Below are 20,580 nucleotides of genomic sequence, written 5' to 3' on the forward strand. Positions count from 1 at the left end.
AGTAAGTGGGAAGTGGTGAGTCGTCGGTGCAAAGGTCAGGGGCGGCCTACCGATTGCGGCGGGCCAGCTCAACCTTTACTCAACGATGGCGAGGATGTCGCGTTCGGCCAGCAGGCTGTAGTTCTTGCCTTCCAGCGTCACTTCGGTGCCGCCGTACTTGGCGAAGTACACGACGTCGCCCACGTTGACCTCGACGGCCATCCGGGTTCCGTTCTCCAGCACTTTGCCGTTGCCGACTGCAACGACGCGCCCGCGCTGGCTCTTTTCTTTGGCGCTGTCAGGCACGTACAAGCCGCCCGCAGTCTTCGTTTCGGTGTCTTCGACAATTTCAACCAGCACACGATCGCCCAAAGGTTTAAGCATGGGTAGTCCTCCGTAATGTGAATTGGGGTAAAAGGCAACACCCGCCAGACAACCCGGCGTGTTTTTGCCGTTCCAGACGCAATGCTAGTCGCTCTTCTACAGAAATGTCAAATGGGAGAAGCTGAGAATCTGAGTGTGGTGCGCTCAAGTGCGTCTAGCACGCTCAAATCACGTATTGCCATTTATTCTATTGCGTGTAACATATATATGTGCGAGCAACATATACTCAGATTGACCTGATGCCCGGTTGATCGTCCTGCCCTGTTGCCTTATCCCGGAGGAACGTCAATGGCCCGACCCGATATTCTGTCCCGCAATCCCTTTGAAGATGCTTTTGATCGTTTGGGCGCGGCTCCCCTGACTTTGGCTGTGTTGGACTTAGATCATTTCAAGACCTTGAACGACACGCTCGGCCACACCGAAGGAGACCGGGTATTGCGTGGCATAGAGCGCCTGCTCAGCGGCTCTCTGCCCAGCGGAAGTATCATCGGGCGCATCGGCGGCGACGAGTACGCGGCGATTTTGCCCGAAACCGCTGCTGAAACCGCCCTAATTCTGTTCGATGAGGTCATCCGCCATTTCCAGATTCACCGCGATCCGCACTGGCCGCGTACCTTGGGCCTGAGCGTGGGTATCGCTTCCCGCCCCGCGCACGCCAGCGTCTACGCCGACCTGTACCGCGCCGCCGATGAAGCCTTGCTGCGTGCCAAACGCGAAGGCCGCAGCCGCGCCTGCATTTTTGTGGAATCCAAGATGGTGCTGAAGAGCAACTACTACCCGAAGAGCCAACTGGAACGGCTGGCCAAGCTGAGCAATGCGCTGGGGCGAACAGAAGCCAGCCTGCTGCGGGAGGCGCTGGATGATCTGATCGAGCGGAACCGGGGGGCACTGTGAGTGCGGAGCGTGGGGGACGGATCGTGGAACGTGGGCCAGACCAAGCCCTAGCTGCCAACCCCATTCCCGCCGCTTGGCACGCAGCGTTGGCCGAAGCCTGGGCCGCCTACTGCTCCGGCTCCTATCCCATCGGCGCGGTCATTGTGGACGGCGCGGGCAACGTGATCGCACGCGGGCGCAACCGTTTGGGCGAGGCACGGGGAGCGGAAGGCGGGCAGATTGGCGGGCATGATCTGGCCCACGCCGAGATCAATGCGCTGCTGAATGTGGCCGACATGCCGCGCCCAGAGGTGTACAGCTGGACGCTACTGACCACCGTGGAACCCTGCCCGCAATGTGCCGGAGCCATTGCCATGAGCGGCATCCGCGCCGTGCAGTACGCCGCGCCTGACCCCTGGGCGGGCTGCACACGCCTGCTCACCAATGATCCGTATGTCGCCAAAAAGGGCATTGCGGTGGGCCGAGCGCCCGATATGGTGCAGGCGGCGGCGCTGAGGCTGGTGCTGGTGGGCTTTTTGGAGGCCAATAGCAATCCCTACGCCCGCTTACTCCAATCCTTTACTGCATATCCCAACGACCTGAATGCTGCCCGCGCCCTGCACGCTTCCGGTACAGTGGCGGCCTTACGTGAGCAGAAAGCCGATCTGAACGAAGTTTTGCCAGTCTTACTGGCAGGCTGGACACCAACAGAAGCTGACCTACTTCCTACAGTCCACACCTCAGAACCCGACAACAGAACTGGCCGCGCCTGCGTCTGGATAGAACATCAAGACAGAATCCTGATGACCGAACTGGAATCGGGCGGCTGGACACTCCCCGGCGGTGGCATTCACCCCGGCGAGGAAGGGGGCGCGGCGGCGATGCGGGAAGCGTGGGAAGAATGCGGCGCGGTGGTAGAAATCACAGGCGAAACCGTATTTCTCACGGAAGGAACGCTGTGCTTTCCGGCCCGCCTTCACCCCGCTCACCCCGAACTGCACCCCAGCCTGGAGCGGCGGGCACGGGCATGGATCAACCCGCGGGCGCTGCCTTGGGCCGATGACAAACAAATTCGGCAAGTGCTGGAGGCATGGAACCAAACCCCGCCCACGCTGGCGCTTCCGCCCCGTGTGGCCCACGCTCTGGCTGAAGCTGCACGCCTGAACTTTGACCGATGTTGCAGCTTGGAAGCCGGGCGTTTGCTGCGAACGTTGGCCGCGACCCGTCCCGGCGCACGTTTGGCGGAACTGGAGAGCGGCACAGGCGTAAGCGCGGCGTGGTTGCTGTCTGGAATGAGTGCCGGGGCGCATCTCCTGACTATCGAATCTGACGCGCAACGTGCCGCAATTGCCCGCGAAGTCTTGAAAGGTGACGCCCGCGTGACGGCCCTGCACGGCGACTGGCAAGCCGCTTTATCGCATGGCCCCTTTGATCTGATCTTCAGTGATTCCGCCCCGGCCAAACGGGAGACAGAGCATCTGAAGAATCTGGTAGACGCTCTGAATCTCGGTGGAATGTTGGTGCTGGACAACTTCAGCCCGCCTGCGCTGTTGCCCGCAGCCCTGCACGGCGGCGATCCGGAGCGCGAACGCCTGTGGTCGCATCCCCACCTAAGCTGTAGCGAAGTGGCTGTCAGCGTCAGCGAGCACGTGATCCTGGCGGTGCGGGTGTCCTGAGGGCAAAGGGTGGCAGCTTCTTTAAGTTCTGGTCAAGGGCGCGTCAGCTTGGGCGGATAAGATAAGGGGTCAAAGGATTTCTGGCATCCTGAACAAAGGCGAATTGTCCCAACTTTTGTGAACTTTTCGTTACCTGACCACCCGTTTTTCAGCCTGCTGGCCCCCATTGGATACACTGACCCTAATGAAACGCCGTATTTTCCCCCTGATCTTTCTGTTAGCCCTTGCTGCTCCGGCACACGGGCTCAAGCTGATTGTGTGGGATCGGGAACTGCAGACCAAACTGGGCTACGGCGAAAGTAGCGGCAACAAGTTCAGCGTGCAGTTGGTTCCCAATTACAGCGGCCCCGTGGTGGTGCTGTTTTCTCAGACCGACGAAGAGAAAGCCAAAGCCAGCTTTCCAGGCCTGCAAAGCCGCTACGACGGCACACTCAAGGCTGGGCAACTGATCCTGCAAGCGCCCGAACAACGCCTCAGCACGCTGAGCGCGAACGCGGTGGCAGGCAACACGACGCTCACCTTGGCCCGCTTCCTGTCGGCCTTCAAGCTGAGTGTCAGTGGTTCACCCAGCGGCCAGACGCTCAGCCTGCCGGGCCTGAAAGCTGCAGGGACAGACAACAAATAAGGTTCATGCTGGAGTGGTTTTAAGGCCTGTGCCTCTGGTGGGGCCTCCATTCTCTTAAAGCTGAGGTTCAGCAGCGTAAGATCAGCCCAGAACTCTCATCTTTTTCTCAAGGAGACTGACCCATGCTCGCGCAGATTCTGGTTGTCGAAGACGATCCCCACTTGGGGCCGCTGCTCAAGGAATACCTGTCCGCCGATTATCAGGTGCATCATGCGGCGACCCTGAAAGACGCGCAGGCATGGCTGGGCACGCACAGCGCTCAACTTATTTTGCTGGATCTGAATTTGCCCGATGGCGACGGCCTCGACTTGGTGCAGGCGCTGCGGCAATATTCCAGTACGCCTGTGCTGGTGCTGTCGGCCCGCAGCGGCGTACAGGAGCGGGTGGCAGGCCTGAATGCCGGGGCCGACGACTACCTGACCAAGCCCTTTGCGATGCCGGAACTCGATGCCCGCATTACCGCCCTGCTGCGCCGCACCGCCGCTGGAACGGGCGTCAATCTCGGCAACACTAGCCTCAGCACTTCTAGCCTTCTGCTGACCGTAAACGACAAAAACATCAACCTGACCGAGCACGAGGCCCGGATTCTGGAACTGATGATGCGCACGCCGGAGCGCGTGTTTAGCCGCGCCGACATAGAGTCGCACCTGTACGGCTGGGAAACGCCCAACTCCAACTCGGTGGAAGTGCGGATTTCGCAGCTTCGCAAAAAACTGGAGCAATCAGCCAGCGACCTGCGGATTCGCACGATTCGCAACGTCGGCTACGTGTTGCAGGTCTGAGCGCCCACAGAACCGCCCATGACGCCGCGCCCGGTTACTCCCGCCGATGCCGACCTGACCCGCACCCCCCCGATGGCGGGCGTGGTGCAGGTGGGCGGGCGCGGCGTACCGATTACGCCCGGCGCAGGTCTGCATACGGCGCGGGTGGCGTGGCGGCACAGCCTGCGCTTCCGGCTGGCGCTGGTGTATACGTTGGTGGCCCTGGCCCTCATTAGCGTGATCGGGTTAGGCGTCATAACGCTATTGCTGCGCCAGATGGACGCCCAATTCGATGCCCGCCTGAGCGAGCGGGCCGATACCCTGGCCGAAGCCTACGTGGGCCAGAGGTTGGGTAAAGTCTCTGTGCCAGCGGGCGGCTACACCATGTTGATCGGGAAAGATGGCCGGGTTACCGTTGCCAGCCTGAGCCTTGTTGACTATGACAAGTCGCCGTTTCCGTTTGCAGATCAGACTCAGGTGACTATTCAGGACACGCCGGTTCGCGCCGTAACACGCAAAGTCGGAGATTTTGGCACGCTCTGGGTGGGCCTTCCCACCGACGCGTTGGTGGATGCCCGTGCCAGTGCAGGCCGGGCGCTGGCGTTGGCCCTGCTGGTCACGCCGGTGCTGATGCTCCTGATTGGTCTGTGGGTGGGCCGCCGCGCCCTGAACGGGCTAGGCCGCGCCGCTGCTCTGGCCGACCAGATCGACCCGACCCATTCGGTGGCGACCCTGCCGCTCCCCGCCCGTGAGGACGAGGTTCACCGCCTGCTGACGGCCATCAACCGCCTGTTGGTCAGAATTGATGCGGGGCAGGCCCGGGAAAAGCAACTGCTGGGCCAGATCGTGCACGAGTTGGGTGCGCCCCTGACGGTGTTGCGGGCCAGTCTCGCGCGGGCCAGCGAGCGCACCTCGGATCCAGAAGTGCAACGCGCCGCGCTGGTGGCTGACGAACTGACCTTTACCACGCAGGATTTGATGCAGTTGGCACGCGGGCAACTGGAACTGAAACTGGCGTGGCACTTCATCCCCGCCCGGACTTTGCAGGGCCGCCTTGATCGCCTTGTTCCCGGCACGGTGTTCGATGGAGACTGGACGGGCAGCCTGCTGTGCGACCCAGACCGCCTCACGCAGGCCATCCGCAATTTGCTCGCCAATGGCCGCCGCGCCGCTGGCCCCGATGGGCGTGTGGTCATCACACTCACCGAAACGCCAGAAGTCATCACGTTCCGGGTGTGCGACACCGGCCCCGGGTTGCCCGCCGAACTCGGAGACCGGATTTTCGAACCGTTCGTGAGTGGCAGCGGCAGCAGTGGCCTTGGCCTGAGCGTCAGCCGTCAGATTGCGCTGATGCATGGGGGAACACTGACGGCCAGCACACAGCGGGCCAGCGGCGCAGAGTTTGTGCTGACGATTCCGGGGGCGGCGCTTGGGGATGACGAGGATGAGGTGGGGGAAGGGTAGAGGCTCCGGCTTCAGCGAGTGATTGAGAGCGGGTTTTGAGGTTGCTGTCACGTTGGATTCCCCCGCCCCCAAAGGAGTCAGGGGAGTTGTCGCTCCGCTGAGGAGGAGTCATCTTGTCGCGTTCCTACCCGCCTTGTTCCTTCACCTGAAGCGGAATCGCCAGTCGTCTTAGAGATGGAATTGGCGCGCGCGTTGCACGCACCTTGGGGCCTCACACAGCCAGGGGCGAGAGGATGTAATGGTTTGGTTTAGCCCCTCCCTCTTGCCCCTGCTTGGATCCTTAGGCCGCCTCCAAACACAGTTTCACGGCGTTACCGTGATCCGCCCTGCTACCGGATCGAGCCTGACCCTCGCGCCCATCGGCAGCGTCAGTTGGGGGCTGGTATGGCCGAAATCCACGTTGGCGACCACAGGCAGATCGGCGCGGCCTGCCTCGGCCAGTACGCGGCGCACCCAGCGGTAGAGGCTGGCGGTCATGTCGGGGGTGTAGTCGCGGGGGCGGGCGAGGATCAGGCCAGCGGCCCCGGCCAGGATGCCCTGCGCGGCAAAATTCCGCAGCCAGTAGCCGACTTGAGCAGGCGGCGGCACATCGTTGCTGGTTTCTAGGGTCAGCACTGCGCCGCGCCACAGGTCGGGGCCAGGCCAGCCGGGAGTGCCGTTCAGCATGTCCAGCACCTCTAGGCAGCCGCCCAGCAGGTGCCCTTCGGCGGGCGCTTGGCCCTGCAACCATTCCCAGCCATTACCCGGCAAGAAAGAACGGCGAACATGTTGCAAGGTTTCGTCTTCCCAGTCCTCTGCACCTTGTGTCCATTCGGGGGCGGGCGTCAGGTCAAAGGGTTCATCCAGCACCAGCGCCCGCCGCAACCCGTCCAGCGTAAAGGGATGAATACCGCCATTTTCGGCGAGATCGGTGAGCAGCGCGGGGCCGTGATAGGCCATGACACCCGCCCGCGCAAACTGCATCAGCGTAAAGGTGGAATCGCTGTAGCCCAGAAACGCTTTGGGGTAGGCGCGGATCAGACCGGGCTTCAGGTGCGGCAGCAGGCGGATGCTGTCGTCGCCGCCGATGATGCTGACCATGCCGTGAATATCCGGGTTTTCCAGTGCCCAGTGCAGGTCGTCGGCGCGGGCCTCGGGGTGGGCGTCCAGATAATCGGGGCCACGCAGGGCGTTGGGCGCGGGCACGATTTCCCAACCGAGGCTGTCGGCCACCTGGCGCACGCCAGCGCGGTAGCGGGCCATCACTTCGGTCACAAAGCCGCTGGACAGGCTGAGCGCCGCCACCCGCGAACCGGGCACGAGGCGGGGCGGGCAGATGAACACGGGCGGCGTGGGGGGAGTGGTCAGGCTGGACATGCGCCAGAGTAGCGGGCGGGACGGGGGGAGGTATGGGCGGAATGGCGGAGGCGGCGTTACTTTGGGGTGGTTTTTGGCCTTCTCCCACGTTGGACTCCCCCAGCCCCCACCCCCAAAGGGGTCAGGGAGTTGGCGTTGCACTGGGCAGGATTGATCTTGTCGCGTTTTGACTCGGCCCACTCCCTCTTTTGAAGCGGAATTGCCAGTTCATTCCAAAATGGAATTGGCCCGCGCGTTACACGCACGACGGCCTCACACGGAGTTAGGTGGGAAATACTTGAGGGTGGCGGTGTCAGGGGCTTCTAGCTCCTCACCCTTGACTAGCACAGCCCGAAGGTGGGACTCGCAGAGCTGCGAAGCAGAGGGGTGAGTGAGCAACGCGATTGTCCTTCTGCCCTTTCTTAGACACTCAGACCCTAGACCCTTAGACTGCTCCCAGGCTCAACTACAACCGCAGCAACATATGATGCTCGGCCAATCGTTCCCCGCCCGCGCCCAGCACGGCTTCCTGTTGCGTGCCCCACACCGAAAATCCGTGCCGTTCGTACAACCTTCGGGCCGTGTGCTGGGTTTCGGTCACGCCCAGCAGTACCACGCTCACGCCTGACCAACTGCGAATCTGGGTCAGTCCGGCTTGTAATAACGCTGCACCCGCGCCCCGACCCCGTGCGGCGGGCAGCACGGACACGCCAAACACGTTGGCGCGGTGAGCCAAGCTGGGTCTGGATTCGCGGGCCACCGTCAGCAGGCCCACCAGGTCAGCGTCTGCAAACGCGCCGAAGGTCACCGCCAATTCAGTCGGTACGAGGCGTTCGGCCACATCGGGCAGGGATCGAGCGGCGAATTCGGCGGCGGTGGTGATGAAGGCGGCGGGGTCGTTCTCCAGGCTCGCCAGGCGCACGGCGCGGTAAGCGGGGGCGTCGGCAGCGGTCAGGGCGCGAATGGTCAGCGGTAAGGTCACACGCCGACTCCATTCAAATCCACCACTTCGGCGGGGGTCACACGCTCGGTGGCGGCCACGCGGTCACGCCAGTTCAGCACATGGCCGTCTGCCCGTACATGCCGGGTCAGGCTCAGGTCTAGGTCGGCCACCAGCCAGCCGGGTTGGTTCCAGCCGCCCTGCGCCAGCACTCCGTCTTCAGGCAGGCCGTCGTCGGATGGGGTGTAAATCCCGGCCATGCCCACCGCTTCCTCCACGGCGTATGTCCAATCGGCGTCGGCGATCAGGGGCGCGTGAACGGCGTACACCTGATTTTCCAACGCCCGTGCCATGCTGCCCACCCGCACCCGCGTATAACCGCGTTTGGCCCCGGTAAACGAGGGAATAAGCAGCACTTCCGCCCCCGCCTCGGCCAGTTGGCGAGACATCAGCGGGAATTCGGAGTCGTAGCAGATGACGATGCCGTAGCGCACGCCGCCCAACTCGAACACACGCAGCCCTGACCCCGGCGAAATGTGCCACTCCTCGGCCTCGAAGCGGGTCATCATCAATTTGTCCTGATGACTGCATTGTCCATCTGGCCCAAACACATAAGCGCGGTTGACGAAGCCTTCCGCGTGCGCCACAGGCAGGCTGCCCGCCACGATGCCCACGCCGTGCTGCCGCGCCAACTGGTAATGCAGGGCCAGAAATTGGGGCAAAAAGGCTTGCAGCGCGGGCCGAATGGCGGTCACGTCATGGTGAAGTTCGGGCGGCAGCAGCGCCACCAGTTCCAGCGCCGCGTATTCCGGAAACACCAGCAGACTCGCCCCTTGCCCCGCAGCGTCGGCCACCCACGCCGAAATCTTGGCCTGGTACGCCGCCCAGTCGGGCAAAAAGTCTACGGGGTAGGCGGCAGCGGCGACTCGGACGGTGGTCATGGGGAAAGTGTAAAGGAGCGGTGGGCGCAGAGAGCAGGACTCCTCCTGTTGCTCTGTACCCACCGCTTATGCGCCGTCACGCCCTCTCAGCCCGGACAGGTTTTACCCCCGAACGACTTCCAAAATCTTTTCGCCGTACTTGCGCAACCGCTCTGGCCCCATGCCGCGCACGGCTTTCAGGTCGGCGGCGGTATAGGGCACGCGGCGAGCAATTTCGGCGATGGTGGCGTTGCTGGCCACGATAAAGCGGCTCATGTCCTGCCGTTTGGCCTCGGCGTTGCGCCAGTCGCGCAGGCGGGCATAGATGGCGGCCTGTTCGGGCGTCAGGTCGGCAGTGGGGTCAGGGCGCTCGGCGTCGGTGCCCTGTGTGGCGGGCGGCGTGGGCGGCAAATCGGGGGCCAAAATTAGGGGTGCGGGGGCCTGTGTCTGCTCCAGTTGTGTCTGCTCAACTTGCGCCTGCTCCAACTGCTCTTGCCCGGCCTCGGTTTGTTCAAACTCAGCCAGCGCCTCTGCAAAAGAGCCTGCCGCGTCCGCTTCCATACCGATTTGTTCTGCATCGTCCTGTGCTGCTTGCGCTTCAGCTTGCACCGCATCTACGGCGGCGTCTTCGGGCAACTCTTCGCCCCGGTCTTTTTCCGACTGCCTGTGCACGGCGTCGGTCAGTGCACCCTGCTTGGGCGTATCGCTGAACACGATTTCCGGTTCCCACACCTCATCGTGTGCAGCAGAAGGCACCGCAAAAGTGGGTTCCGGCGCGTGGGTAGTCGGGGCAACTGCGGGCGCAGCGGCCTGAGTCGGGGCAGTCTGAGTGGGAGCCGCCTCTGTTTGATTGTCGGCATAACTGTTATCCGGCGCGTCAAAGGTAAAGCGTTCGGGCGGCGCGTCGCTGTCGGGGCGAGTCTGATCTGCTCTGGCCTGGTCGGGGCGCGGCTGATCTGTCCGGGGCTGATCCACGCGGGGCCGCTCGAAGCGGCGCGGCTCGTTCTGGCTGTTGCGCTCCCCGCGCCGTCCATCGTCGCGCCTGCCGTCTTGCCTGCCCCGGCGTTGGCCGCCTTGCTGCCCTCCATCCCGCTGTCCATCCCGTTGCGCAAAGCTGCGCTGCTCAGCAGCAGGCGCGTCTTGAGGTTCTGGGTCACGGGCTTCTGCTTCAGCAGCAACAGGCGCGGGCACGCTTTGGTCGCGGGCGTTCCACTGCTCGTTGGGGAGCGGTGTTGGAGTGCCGGGTTGCTCGGTTTCAGAGCGCAGCAGGGCCAGCACCGCGTTCAGGTCTTGCAATCCGGGCGTCAGCAGCACTCCGGCGGGTACGCTGCGGGCGGCGGCCATCACTCCACCGGGGGCCGAGAAGGTGTCTGCGGCAGCGTCGGGGGCCAGCAGCAGGGCGGTGGGGCCAGCTTCCAGCGCCGTGCCGCCCAGCCGCTCGGCCAGTTGCAGGGTGGTGCGGGCGGCGCGGGCCAGCCGCAGAGGCAGGGTCGCCACATCGCGCAGGGCGAGGGCCACCGTGAGGTCGGCGGGGGCAGGCGCGGCAGGCATGGGGGCGCGGCCCGTGCCGAACAGAACGGCCAGTGTGCCGTCGCTATGTCCGGTCAGGGTGACGCCGTCGCGGTACACCACGAGGTCGGCCCCGCGTGTGGGCCAGCCGCCGCCGGGAGCAAGGGTCGCGTCCACGATCACGCGCACGCCTGCCCGAGCCGCCCGTTCCAGGGTGCGGGCGTCGGGTTCCATCAGCCAGACGGCGCGCGCCCCGTTCCAGTCAGCGTCCAGTGAGGCCACCGCCAGGCCTGCTCCGGCCAGCGCGTCGCGGTTTACACTCAGGCGGCTATCGACGCGCAGGGTTCCGCCGCCCAATATGGCCGCCAGTTGACGCGCCAGCGCCGCGTCTCCGCCCAGCAGCAGTCCCCAATCTGCGCCCTCCAGGGCAGCCAGTGCCCCGGCCAGCCGCACGTGCGGGTCGCCGCGAACGGTGTGCAGCGACACCAGTGGCAAATCGGGCCTATTGTCCGGGCGAGGGGAAGAGGCAACAAAACGCGAGTCGGTCATGCCGTCTATTGTGCCGCACGGCGGCGCTCGACTGTGCGGGCTGCTCACCTGTTGCCAAGTTTCACAGGGCAAACAGCCGACAGAAGAGGTCGGTTAAGGAAGCCTGAGCCTCTGATGTCTGACCTGTACCAAATGGGGTCTGGAGCCGTCCAGAACAGCCTAAGCCGTGCAGGTACTTCCCGGCCTCTTTCGGCGGCGGCGGGGGTAGGGGGCCACATCGGGGGTAGACTGACCTTGATGAGCGATACCGGACCCCTTTCACGCCTGCACCGCGTTCAGCATCTCGATCTGGACTTAGACCGCCTGCGTGCCGAGGAAGGCAACATTCCAGAAGCCCTGCGGAGCGCCCGCGCCGAGCAAGAACGCCTGAACAACCTTCTCGAAGACACCGAAATTACCCTGGAGGCCACCGATAAAAAGGTGCGCCAGCAAGAGCTTGACCTCGCGGGAACCCGTGAGCAGATGGCCCGCGCCCAGGATGAGCTGGACAAAAACGCCTTTGACGCCCGCGCCCAATCTCAGTACGGCAGCCGCATTCAGATGTTGGGGGAGCGGGCCGAGGAGATGGAAGAAGACCTGTTGCCCCTGCGCGAGCAGCAGCGCGAGTTGGGCGAAAAGGCCGCCGAACTGCGGGCCGAACACCGCGCCCTGCGCCCCAGCCTCGGCGAACTGGAAACCGAAGACGAGGCGCGAGTTCAGACCCTGCGTGATCAGGGCGAGGGCGCACGCGCCGAACGTGCCGAACTGGTCGCCAATCTCGACGCCCGCACCGTCAAGGAATACGACATGATCCGTAAGGCCAAAAAGGGTCTGGGGGTCGTGGAGATTTCGGCCGGGCGCTGCACAGGCTGCAACGTGAACTTGCCTGTCAACGTGCAGCAAAAAGCGGCGCTGGGCAAGCTGCCGCCCGTGAAGTGTCCCTCCTGCGGACGCTTCCTGATCCGGCTGGATGTCTAGGTAACCGTTTCTATTCAAGAATTGGCCTGAATCCTGAGTTTTTGCGGCTCTATCGGCCCCTCGTTCTCTTCGGAGGGCCGGGGGCTGTATCTTGTAGCTTGAAAGTCATATCGCTACAACCTGTTGTGCCGGATTTGTTTATGAACGTACAATTGAACGACGCTAATTATTTCTAGAGTTGGGCCAGAAGGACATACCTGTACAGCCACTGTGGTCGTGCGGTTTGACCGACGTGACCTGTCACGGATTTCCCTCATTTTCCAAGGAGCCTCCACCATGACCAGCCTGCCCCTGTCTACCCTGACCCACTTTGACGACAACGCCCAGCACATTGCCAAGCGCCAGTATTTGCAGCCCAGCGACGGCGATATTGCGGGCATGTTCCGGCGGATTGCCAACTGGGTGGCGGGGGCGGAAGCACCGGAAGTGCGTCAGGAGTGGGCGCAGCAATATTTTGACCTGATGGCCGAAAAGAAGTTCTGCCCCGGTGGGCGCGTGCTGGCAGGGGCAGGTACGCAGCACGGCAACGTTCTGAACTGCTTTGTGCAGGGGGCCACTGCGCACGACCCCGCCAGCTTTGAGGGCGTGATGGAAGTCGCCAAGAAACTGGCCTTAGTCACCAAAGTGGGCGGCGGCAACGGCGTCAATCTGGACGTATATCTGCCCCGCGCCGAGGGCAGCCGCAGCGACGCGGGCGTGCGCGGCTGGGCCTACATGAGCGCCGCGCACGCCGACGTGGGCGACTTTATAGAAGGGCTGATGCGCCCGCCCACACAGCCCGACGGTGACAAGCAACCGGTGGCGATTCGCAACTGGACGCGGGTCATTTACGGGCAGGCCATCCGGCCCGAACTGGTGGCGCAGGCCCGCCAGAACGGAGTTCAGATCGTGCGGGCGCTCCCCGAGGGCGTACAGTCCGTACCCGACGATATGGGCGGGATCACCGACTCTGCCAGAAAGGTGGCCGAGGATGCCAAGCTGGGGCTGGAGCCACGTATCAACCTGTCCGAGATGCGGGCCGAGGGTGCGCCCATCAAGGGATCGGGGGGCACTTCTTCCGGCCCAGTCAGCTTCTTGATGGAAATTTTCGACAACTTCCTGGAGTGGGCCAACCGGGGCGCGGAGCAGAGCGGGCCAGTGAATACGCTGCGCTTCGTGTACTCGCCGGTGTTGCGCGTGGTCCGTCAGGGCGGCACGCGGCGCGGGGCGGGCATGGCGACCATCTCCATAGACCACCCCGATGTGCTGGACTTCCTGACCGCCAAAGACCTGGATCGCGAGGCTGCCGAGGGCGATATTTCCACCTTCAACATCTCGATTCTGGTGGGCGAGAAATTCTGGAATGCCTTGCAGACCGACGCCGTGTGGCCCATTGCCGCGCAGGACGTTCCCGGCAAATATGCGCTGATGCTTCAGGTAGTCGCGTATGACGGCACGCTGCCCACCCTGCCCGACCGCGCAGACGACGGCGCACGTGGCGTGCCTGTGTATCAACAGCCCGGTTCTGGCACTGGCATTCCGGCCCGCTGGCTGTGGGATCAGATCGCCCAGCACGCCTGGAGCACGGGCGAACCCGGCCTGATTTTTGCGGATCGCGTGAACGAATACAGCGCCCTGAAAGACCTGGGCGAGCGCTACCAGATTCGGAGTACGAATCCCTGCGGCGAAATCCCGCTGACGGTGGGCGAACCCTGCGACCTCGGGGCCATCAATCTGGCCGCCTACGTTCAGAACAGCACCTTCAATTTCCCCGCCTTCCGCGCCGATGTTCGTACCTGCGTCCGCTTTCTGGACGACGTGCTGGACGTGAATGTGTTCGCGCTGGAAGACAACCGCATCGCCTCGCAAGACCTGCGCCGCCTCGGCCTGGGCGTGATGGGACTGGCCGACGCGCTGATCAAGCTGGGCCTGCGCTACGACAACGACGCCGGGCGGCAGGCCATTGCCGAAATTATGGGGGCGCTGCGCGAGGAAGCGGTGGCCGAAAGCGAACGCCTCGGTGCAGAGCGCGGCGTGTACCCGGTGTATACCCGCAACGCCGACAAGATGCCGCACGCGCCCCGCCGCAACGTGGCCGTGCTGACGGTGGCCCCGACTGGCACCACGAGTATGCTGATGGGCGTGTCCAGCGGCATTGAGCCAGTCTTCAGCCCGTTCATCTGGCGCAAGATCGGCAGCGAGTACCGCGCACTGTTGGCCCCACTGTTCGTGGAACTGCTGGAAACCTACCCGCCCGCCGCCAATATGGATGACGGCAAGGGCGGCTGGAACTGGGACAAGGTGACCGAAGCCGTGTCCGAAAACCACGGCAGCGTGGTGGGCTTGGCCTTCATCCCCGACGCCCTCCAGCAGGTGTTCGTGTGCGCCCACGACATCGCGCCCGCCGACCATGTGCGGATGCAGGGCACGGTGCAGGTGGCCTTCGATGCGGAGGGCTACGCGGCCAACAGCCTCAGCAAGACCATCAATCTGCCCAACAGCGCCACCGTGCAGGACGTGCAGGACGCCTACAGCGAGGCCTACCGCACGGGCTGCAAGGGCATCACCGTGTACCGCGATGGCTCGCGCCAGTTTCAGGTGTTGAGTACGAGTAAAACCAAGGAGAAGAAGGCGGAAGAAGCCGAGGTTCCAGCTGAGCAAGTGCCTGCCCTGCAGGCCGCCGATGTGATGGGCGAGAGCCTGCAGGACGAACCCGTGAGCGTGCCTACTCCTGTGGCCGCGCCGCAACCTGCTCCCCGCGCCGCCGCGTCCACCGCTCCCGTCTACGAGCGCCCCGCCCGCTTGCAGGGCATCACCGATATGGTCAAGCTGACCGACCCGACCAGCGGCCACCGCCGAAGCTTCCTTGTCACAGTCAACCATCTGGGCGGCAAACCTGTAGAGGTCATGGTGATCAGCGGGCGGGCAGGCGACGAGGCCAACGCCGACTCCGAAGCGCTGGGCCGGGTGGTCAGCATTGCCCTCCAGCACGGCGTTCCTGCACAGGCCATCATCAAAACCCTGCGCGGCCTGAACGGCGGGCTGTACGGCAGCTACAACGGGCGCTTGGTGGGCAGCAAAGCCGACCTGATCGCAGTGGCGCTGGAAACCTTCCAGAAAGACATGGATGCCGGAGCCTTGCCGCCGCTGGCTGGGGGCAGCAGCGATACGCCAGCCGCCGCGCTTACTGGTGTCAGCGTGTCCGGCGTGAGTGTGTCGGGCATGGACAGCATGAGCCGCGAACGCTGTCCTGTGTGCGAGGAAAAAGCTGTGATCCGCGAAGAGGGTTGCCTGAAATGTCAGGCGTGCGGCTATAGCAAGTGCGGTTAAGAGTGATATAGACGCGAAAAATTGGCCCCGACTGAATAATGTCGGGGCCATGTCTATTGGGCGCACTTTACTTGCTGAATTTCAAAATCCGCCCTGTTCCGTACTCCGCCACATACAGTTCGCCCTGCTCATCTTCGCCAAAGGTGCTGGGGCTGCCCACGCGCCCAATCTGCGCCTTCTTCCAGCTAGCACCGCTGGCGGGGGCGGCCCACAGGGTTCCGCTGGCAAAGTCGGCAAATACGTACTGGCCCTTCAGGGCGGGAATGGCGCTGCCCCGGTATACGTAGCCGCCCGTGATGCTCTGGCCTTCATTGCGGCCATACACCAGCACGGGCGCTTTCAGGCCAGCGCTGGTGCAGTTGCTGGACGGCTCGTAGCACTGCGTACCCTCGCGGATTTTCCAGCCGTAATTCTCGCCGCCTTTGCTGGCGCGGGGTTGGCGGTCTACTTCCTCCTGCTCGTTCTGGCCCACGTCGGCAATGATCAGGTCCCCCGAAGTGCGGTCAAAGCTGAAGCGCCAGGGATTTCGCAGGCCATACGCCCAGATATACGGATTGGCCCCCTTGCGGCTGGCAAACGGATTGCCAGGGGCAGGTTTGGCCGCGTCGCCCCGCACGTCGAAACGCAGGATTTTGCCTAGGGGCGAGGCCAGATTCTGCCCGTTGTTCTGGGGGTCGCCACCGCTGCCGCCGTCGCCTAGTCCCAGATACAGGAACTTGTCGGGGCCAAAGGCCAATTGCCCGCCGTTGTGGTTGGCATACGGCTGCTTGGCCGTAAACAGCGTGCGTGCGCTGGCCGGGTCTGCGCGGGAAAAGTCGGCGGTGGCGGTGTAGCGGGCCAGCACCGTATCGCCGTTCAGGTCGGTGTAGTGCACGTAGACGCGGCGGTTGGTTTTGTAAGCTGGGTCAAAGGCCAACCCCAGCAGACCACGTTCCCCGCCCGCACTGGTGCGCCTCCGCAAGTCCAAGAACAAATTCGGTTGAATTTTTCCGCCCGTAAGAGTCCGGATACGTCCGTCCTGTTGCGCCACGTACAGGCGGTTGCTTCCGTCGCCCGCATGAGTCAGGGCCGTCACCTGCTCCAGCCCACTTACGAACGGCGTGAGCTTCACGGCAGGCGCGGTCTGGGCCTGGGCAGAGGCCAGCAGCAACGTCAGGGCCGCCGCCAAGCCCGCTTTAATCATCTTCGCCTTCACTGTCGTTTTCCTGACTTTGCTCGGTGACCGTGCCGGAATCCTCATCGTCATCGTTGCCCCCGGCAGGGCTGCACGCGGCGAGGCTGAAGACCACCAGGCCCCCCAACATCCAGCGAATGACGTGCTGCGCGGGCGATGGCCGAACTGGAGAAGGTTGCATGCCCCAGCCTAGAAGCCGCGCTGACCGGGTGGATGTGTAGGCTCTCAGTATTTGCTGGGTAAGGGTTGAGTGATCTGGGCAGGCCACAGCAAAAGCGGGTAGGCTCAGCCATGTCTCTGACCGATACCGTGAGTACCGCCGCAGAACAATATCGCCGCCCCGGCCCAGAGCGCCTGAAACTGTACGGCAGCCTATTCGCCCTGCTGATTCTCACGGCCACCTTAGGCCGCAAACGCAGCGGAGAACTCGGCACACGCGCCACGCTGAAGCAGAGTTCATTTGCCCGGATCATGTTTATGGACATCGGCGCGGTGAGTACACTGGGAGCGCTGTATCTCGTGCTGAACGGCAAGACCCCCGTGCGTGTGCCCGCCGCCCTCGCCACTCTGTTTGTCGGTAGCTTTGCGCTCTTGCCTGCGCTCGCCTACGAAGATTGGGTCGCCATGCAGAACAAGGACAGCGCCGAGTAAGCATGTCGCTGTTCATCATCACAGGCGTCCCTGGCACCGGGAAAAGTAGCCTTTGCCGGGCGTTGATGGAGCAGTATCCGTTCGGCCTACATTTGCCTGTAGACGATCTGCGGGAATGGGTCGTGTCCGGCATTGCCCACCCCGTGCCTGCATTCACGCCCGAAACGCAGCGGCAGTTTGACCTGGCGCGGCAAAGTGCGGGCCAGACGGCTGAGATCTATCACCGGGCCGGGTTTGCCGTTGCCATCGACGATGTGCTTGGGCCAGCCGACCTCTCCACTTTCGGGCTATCGGAGCAGGCCACCAATACCCTGCTGTGGGCCGAGCTGGACGTGATTTTAGAGCGCAACCGCCTGCGCCAGAACAAGCACTTTGACCCGCTGACGCTGGAGCCTGTGATTCGGATGCTGCACGCCAGTCAGGACAGAGAGGAATTTAGGCGGCAGGGCTGGAAGGTGGTGGATACGACGCGCCTCACACTGGAGGAAGCGGTGAGAGCAGTCTTGCAGGCAACAGAAAACGTGGACTGAGGTTGCCCCCAGATCCACGTTATTGCTGAGTTGTGCTGGCCTCAGTCGTCGTTGTTTGCGCCCTTCTCCCGCTTGTACGGCCCCTTTTCCTTCCACTTCAGGCGTACCGGAATGCCCGCCAGATCCAAGTCTTCTCGGATGCGGTTTTGCAAGTAGCCTTCATAAGAGCGCGTGACAAAATCGGCGCGGTTGCAGAAGATGGCGAACGTGGGCGGCGAGGTCTCCACCTGCGTCATGAAGTACATCTTCAGCTTCTTGCCGTGGAAGTTGGGCACGCTCTGGCGCATCTGCCAGACTTCCAGCCAGCGGTTCAGTTCGCTGGTCGGAATGCGTGACTGCCACTTGGCGTGCAGTTTCATGGCCTCGGCCAGCATCTCGTGAATGCCGTACTCGTTGATGGCGCTGGTGTACACACGCGGCGCGTAGCTGATGTGGTGCAGCTTTTGGGCAAGGTCTTTTTCGGTGAATTTCAGGTCTTCATCGGGGATCAGGTCCCACTTGTTGACCACCACGATCACGGGTTTGCCGCTTTCGTAGGCCAAATTTGCCAGCTTCAGTTCGTGGTCGCCCAGATCGCCCGCGTTGACGACCAGCCAGATGAGGTCGCTGCGGGCAATGGCCGCCTGAGACCGCTGAATCGCGTAATCCTCGATGGCCGTATCGGGCTTTTTGCGAATGCCCGCCGTATCCACCAGCACGAATCGCTGCCCGCCGTAATCCCATTCCACGTCCAGACTGTCGCGGGTGGTACCGGGTTGGTCGGCCACAATGGCCCGCTCGGTCTGGGTCATGGCGTTCAGTAGGCTGGATTTGCCCACGTTGGGCCGTCCAATCAGGCTGATTCGGATGGGCGCGATTTCTGAGACATCCTCGTCGTCTTCGGGCAGGTGGCTCATGACCCTATCCATCAGGTCGTCCAGCCCGCGTGCGTGCTCGGCGCTCACGGCGATGGGTTCGCCAAAGCCCAGCGCCCACAACTCGGACAGATACACCTCATGTTTGGGGCTGTCAATCTTGTTCGCCATTGCGATCACGGGCTTGCCCAGTTTCCGCAGCCAGTCGGCCACTTCATAGTCGGCGGCGCTCAGGCCCTCGCGGGGATCGAGCACAAAAATTACGGCCTGTGCGCCTTCCATCGCCCATTCCGCCTTCTCACGAATCGCGGCTTCCCACTCGTCGCCGCTCCACAATCCGCCCGTATCAATGAGTGTAATGCGGTGGTTCTGGTACAACATCAGGCCTTCTTTGGCATCCCGCGTCACGCCGGGAAAATCGGCTACTACAGCTTCGCGCCGCCCAATCAGGCGGTTAAACAGGCTGGACTTACCGACGTTTGGTCGGCCTACTACGGCTACTTTATGCATTGTGGACGCTCCTTCTCGGTGTCGAATCAGCTTCCGCGTCAGGGAAGGATTCGCCGTTGCCCGCCGTCACGCTGAACGCTTCGGGCCATAGACTGAAGAGTGTAACGCAGTTTGACTGGGGCAAATGTGGGCGAACGCGGATGCATAAGCTTGTCGCTCCCAGAAGTCGTTGAGGGTTGTGGAATGCGTGCTAGGCAAGTTTTTAAACCCACTTGCATAATTTGACAGTGCCTGCATACCGCGCTATATTGATCCCAATCAAGTAGGTACAGCCACCGTCCGAGCAGGGCGATTTTTTTTTGTTTTGGTATTGATCGGGGAGTGTCCGACTTTCCGGTTGACCTTCAGTAGATTGTTGAACTCTGTATATAGTGGCCGAGTTTCGTTGGCTGAAACAAAGCAGTCAACGCTGTCTGGAACGGGATTTTTGAGACCCGCCTGCATGATTTGACAAGCCTTGCATACCGCGCTATATTTGCCTTATCACCGTCCGAGAAGGGCGGATTTTTCGTTTTGGCCTCTGGCACAACACAACCGCCGCCTTAGTTTGTAGGCGGCGGCTTGCGTTTCAGCTTCTCAGTTCAGCGTTTTGATGTAGGCCTGCAAGTCTGCGATCTGCTCGTCGGTAAGCTGAGTTTCGCTGTAGCGGGGCATGGTGCTGTTCAACTCGCGCTCGGGGGTTTTGCCCTGGCGCAGAGCCAGCGTAAATTCAGCCAGCGTCCAATTCTTGGGGCCGTCTGGGGTAGTCAGGGCGGGGCCGATATTGCCACCGGCGTTGGCTCCGTGGCAGCCCGCGCAATTCGATGCAAATACGGCGCGGCCATTGCTGGGGTCGCCGGCTGGGTCGGTGTTGCGGACCGCTGCCTCGTCAGGATTGGTGCCCTCTGTGGTTCCCGTGGGCTTGCCCGCTTCGTCGTCGGGGTTCTGGGTGTCGCTGGTGTCTTCGTTGGTGTTGGCGCGTTGCTCGGCGGCGGTCTGTGCGCCGTTGTCGTTCGCGTCGGTTGCGCCTCTGGTGGTGTCTGTATTGCCGCCTTCAGTGGTCGTGGCCGTGCCTGACGTGCCGCTCCCCGTGTTCCCGGCCTCGTCTGTGTTGCCTGCGTCTGTGGTACCTGTGCCGCCGCTTCCCGTGCCCTCGGTTCCGCCGTCCGTGTTGGTCGCGGCTTCGCGTGCTGCGTCGGTAGATTCACTGGAGGCTGGGTCGCCGCCCATGCTCATGCCGTTGTCGTCCGTGGTCTGAATATCGCTGTCGCGGGTGCCGCCTGTGGGGGCCACCTCGCCCTGTGCAGACTCGTTGGCATTGTTGGTGTCGTTGCCCAGCGCAGCATTTGCGGCGGCACTCTGGGTTCCGGCGCCGCTCTGGGACGTTTCGGCGGGGGCCACGATGGTGCCTTCACTGCTGGGGGCCGCCGCACCGCCGGGATTGGGCAGCGTGCGCGGCAGCACGATCAGAAGCACAACGCCCAGCAGCACGCCCAATGTGACGCCCAGGGCCCAAGACAGCACGTCGCCTGCGATCCACCTCGTTCGGTTGTTTCCTCTGCGGTTTAGGCTGCTCATGCTGCCAGAATACGGCCCGGTTT

Annotated in this window: 18 protein-coding genes; 9 read left to right on the forward strand and 9 right to left on the reverse strand. The window is 63.0% G+C overall.

Going from position 1 to position 20,580, the window contains the following annotated elements; genetic code table 11:
- Positions 1-75 precede the first annotated feature (75 nt).
- Positions 76-363 carry a co-chaperone GroES gene (groES, locus tag M1R55_RS06930; RefSeq protein ID WP_064015734.1) on the reverse strand — a complete coding sequence of 96 codons (288 nt, stop codon included), beginning with the start codon at positions 361-363 and terminating at the stop codon, positions 76-78.
- 288 nt (positions 364-651) lie between these two features.
- Between groES and M1R55_RS06935 the strand changes: the two genes are divergently transcribed.
- The 5 genes from M1R55_RS06935 (at position 652) to M1R55_RS06955 (ending at position 5,762) form a co-directional block, all read left to right on the forward strand.
- Positions 652-1,257: a GGDEF domain-containing protein gene (locus M1R55_RS06935; RefSeq protein ID WP_249393948.1), complete on the forward strand. Its 606-nt coding sequence runs from the start codon at positions 652-654 to the stop codon at positions 1,255-1,257.
- A complete protein-coding gene (locus M1R55_RS06940) occupies positions 1,254-2,912 on the forward strand; it encodes a deaminase (protein ID WP_249393949.1) in 1,659 nt (552 codons plus the stop codon). Before M1R55_RS06935 ends, M1R55_RS06940 begins: the two co-directional genes overlap by 4 nt.
- A gap of 184 nt (positions 2,913-3,096) precedes the next feature.
- Positions 3,097-3,537: a hypothetical protein gene (locus tag M1R55_RS06945; RefSeq protein WP_249393950.1), complete on the forward strand. Its 441-nt coding sequence runs from the start codon at positions 3,097-3,099 to the stop codon at positions 3,535-3,537.
- A 122-nt stretch (positions 3,538-3,659) separates the two neighbouring features.
- The gene (locus tag M1R55_RS06950) at positions 3,660-4,319 is read left to right on the forward strand and encodes a response regulator transcription factor (protein ID WP_019009767.1); all 660 of its coding nucleotides are present in this window, start codon (positions 3,660-3,662) and stop codon (positions 4,317-4,319) included.
- 72 nt (positions 4,320-4,391) lie between these two features.
- Positions 4,392-5,762, forward strand: a complete 1,371-nt coding sequence (locus M1R55_RS06955; RefSeq protein ID WP_249394157.1) for a HAMP domain-containing sensor histidine kinase — start codon at positions 4,392-4,394, stop codon at positions 5,760-5,762.
- Positions 5,763-6,065: 303 nt separating this feature from the next.
- On the opposite strand, the gene M1R55_RS06960 is transcribed toward M1R55_RS06955, so the two are convergent.
- The 4 genes from M1R55_RS06960 to M1R55_RS06975 all read right to left on the reverse strand — a co-directional run bounded on the left by M1R55_RS06960 (position 6,066) and on the right by M1R55_RS06975 (position 11,015).
- Complete coding sequence (locus tag M1R55_RS06960; protein ID WP_249393951.1) at positions 6,066-7,118, reverse strand: S66 peptidase family protein; 1,053 nt, start codon at positions 7,116-7,118, stop codon at positions 6,066-6,068.
- 445 nt (positions 7,119-7,563) lie between these two features.
- Positions 7,564-8,079, reverse strand: a complete 516-nt coding sequence (locus tag M1R55_RS06965; RefSeq protein ID WP_249393952.1) for a GNAT family N-acetyltransferase — start codon at positions 8,077-8,079, stop codon at positions 7,564-7,566.
- A complete protein-coding gene (locus M1R55_RS06970) occupies positions 8,076-8,978 on the reverse strand; it encodes a carbon-nitrogen hydrolase family protein (RefSeq protein ID WP_249393953.1) in 903 nt (300 codons plus the stop codon). Before M1R55_RS06970 ends, M1R55_RS06965 begins: the two co-directional genes overlap by 4 nt.
- A gap of 102 nt (positions 8,979-9,080) precedes the next feature.
- Positions 9,081-11,015 carry an HRDC domain-containing protein gene (locus tag M1R55_RS06975; protein ID WP_249393954.1) on the reverse strand — a complete coding sequence of 645 codons (1,935 nt, stop codon included), beginning with the start codon at positions 11,013-11,015 and terminating at the stop codon, positions 9,081-9,083.
- Positions 11,016-11,252: 237 nt separating this feature from the next.
- Between M1R55_RS06975 and M1R55_RS06980 the strand changes: the two genes are divergently transcribed.
- Both M1R55_RS06980 and M1R55_RS06985 read left to right on the forward strand, forming a co-directional pair.
- A complete protein-coding gene (locus M1R55_RS06980) occupies positions 11,253-11,972 on the forward strand; it encodes a zinc ribbon domain-containing protein (protein WP_249393955.1) in 720 nt (239 codons plus the stop codon).
- A gap of 276 nt (positions 11,973-12,248) precedes the next feature.
- On the forward strand, positions 12,249-15,281 hold the full coding sequence (locus M1R55_RS06985; RefSeq protein ID WP_249393956.1) for an adenosylcobalamin-dependent ribonucleoside-diphosphate reductase: 3,033 nt from the start codon (positions 12,249-12,251) through the stop codon (positions 15,279-15,281).
- A 67-nt stretch (positions 15,282-15,348) separates the two neighbouring features.
- Here the strand turns inward: M1R55_RS06985 and M1R55_RS06990 are convergent, their stop codons facing one another.
- Positions 15,349-16,464, reverse strand: a complete 1,116-nt coding sequence (locus M1R55_RS06990; protein ID WP_249393957.1) for a sorbosone dehydrogenase family protein — start codon at positions 16,462-16,464, stop codon at positions 15,349-15,351.
- On the reverse strand, positions 16,457-16,636 hold the full coding sequence (locus M1R55_RS06995; RefSeq protein ID WP_249393958.1) for a hypothetical protein: 180 nt from the start codon (positions 16,634-16,636) through the stop codon (positions 16,457-16,459). The genes M1R55_RS06990 and M1R55_RS06995 overlap by 8 nt, the downstream gene beginning before the upstream one ends.
- Before the next feature lie 110 nt (positions 16,637-16,746).
- Between M1R55_RS06995 and M1R55_RS07000 the strand changes: the two genes are divergently transcribed.
- Positions 16,747-17,106: a hypothetical protein gene (locus M1R55_RS07000; RefSeq protein WP_249393959.1), complete on the forward strand. Its 360-nt coding sequence runs from the start codon at positions 16,747-16,749 to the stop codon at positions 17,104-17,106.
- 2 nt (positions 17,107-17,108) lie between these two features.
- The gene (locus tag M1R55_RS07005) at positions 17,109-17,636 is read left to right on the forward strand and encodes an AAA family ATPase (RefSeq protein WP_249393960.1); all 528 of its coding nucleotides are present in this window, start codon (positions 17,109-17,111) and stop codon (positions 17,634-17,636) included.
- Between the two features lie 41 nt (positions 17,637-17,677).
- Here the strand turns inward: M1R55_RS07005 and der are convergent, their stop codons facing one another.
- Both der and M1R55_RS07015 read right to left on the reverse strand, forming a co-directional pair.
- The gene (gene der, locus M1R55_RS07010) at positions 17,678-19,000 is read right to left on the reverse strand and encodes a ribosome biogenesis GTPase Der (protein WP_064015721.1); all 1,323 of its coding nucleotides are present in this window, start codon (positions 18,998-19,000) and stop codon (positions 17,678-17,680) included.
- 576 nt (positions 19,001-19,576) lie between these two features.
- Positions 19,577-20,557, reverse strand: a complete 981-nt coding sequence (locus M1R55_RS07015; RefSeq protein WP_249393961.1) for a cytochrome c — start codon at positions 20,555-20,557, stop codon at positions 19,577-19,579.
- Between the last annotated feature and the right edge of the window lie 23 nt (positions 20,558-20,580).

The sequence above is a fragment of the Deinococcus sp. QL22 genome, from assembly GCF_023370075.1.
In the GTDB taxonomy this organism is placed as follows: Bacteria; Deinococcota; Deinococci; order Deinococcales; family Deinococcaceae; genus Deinococcus.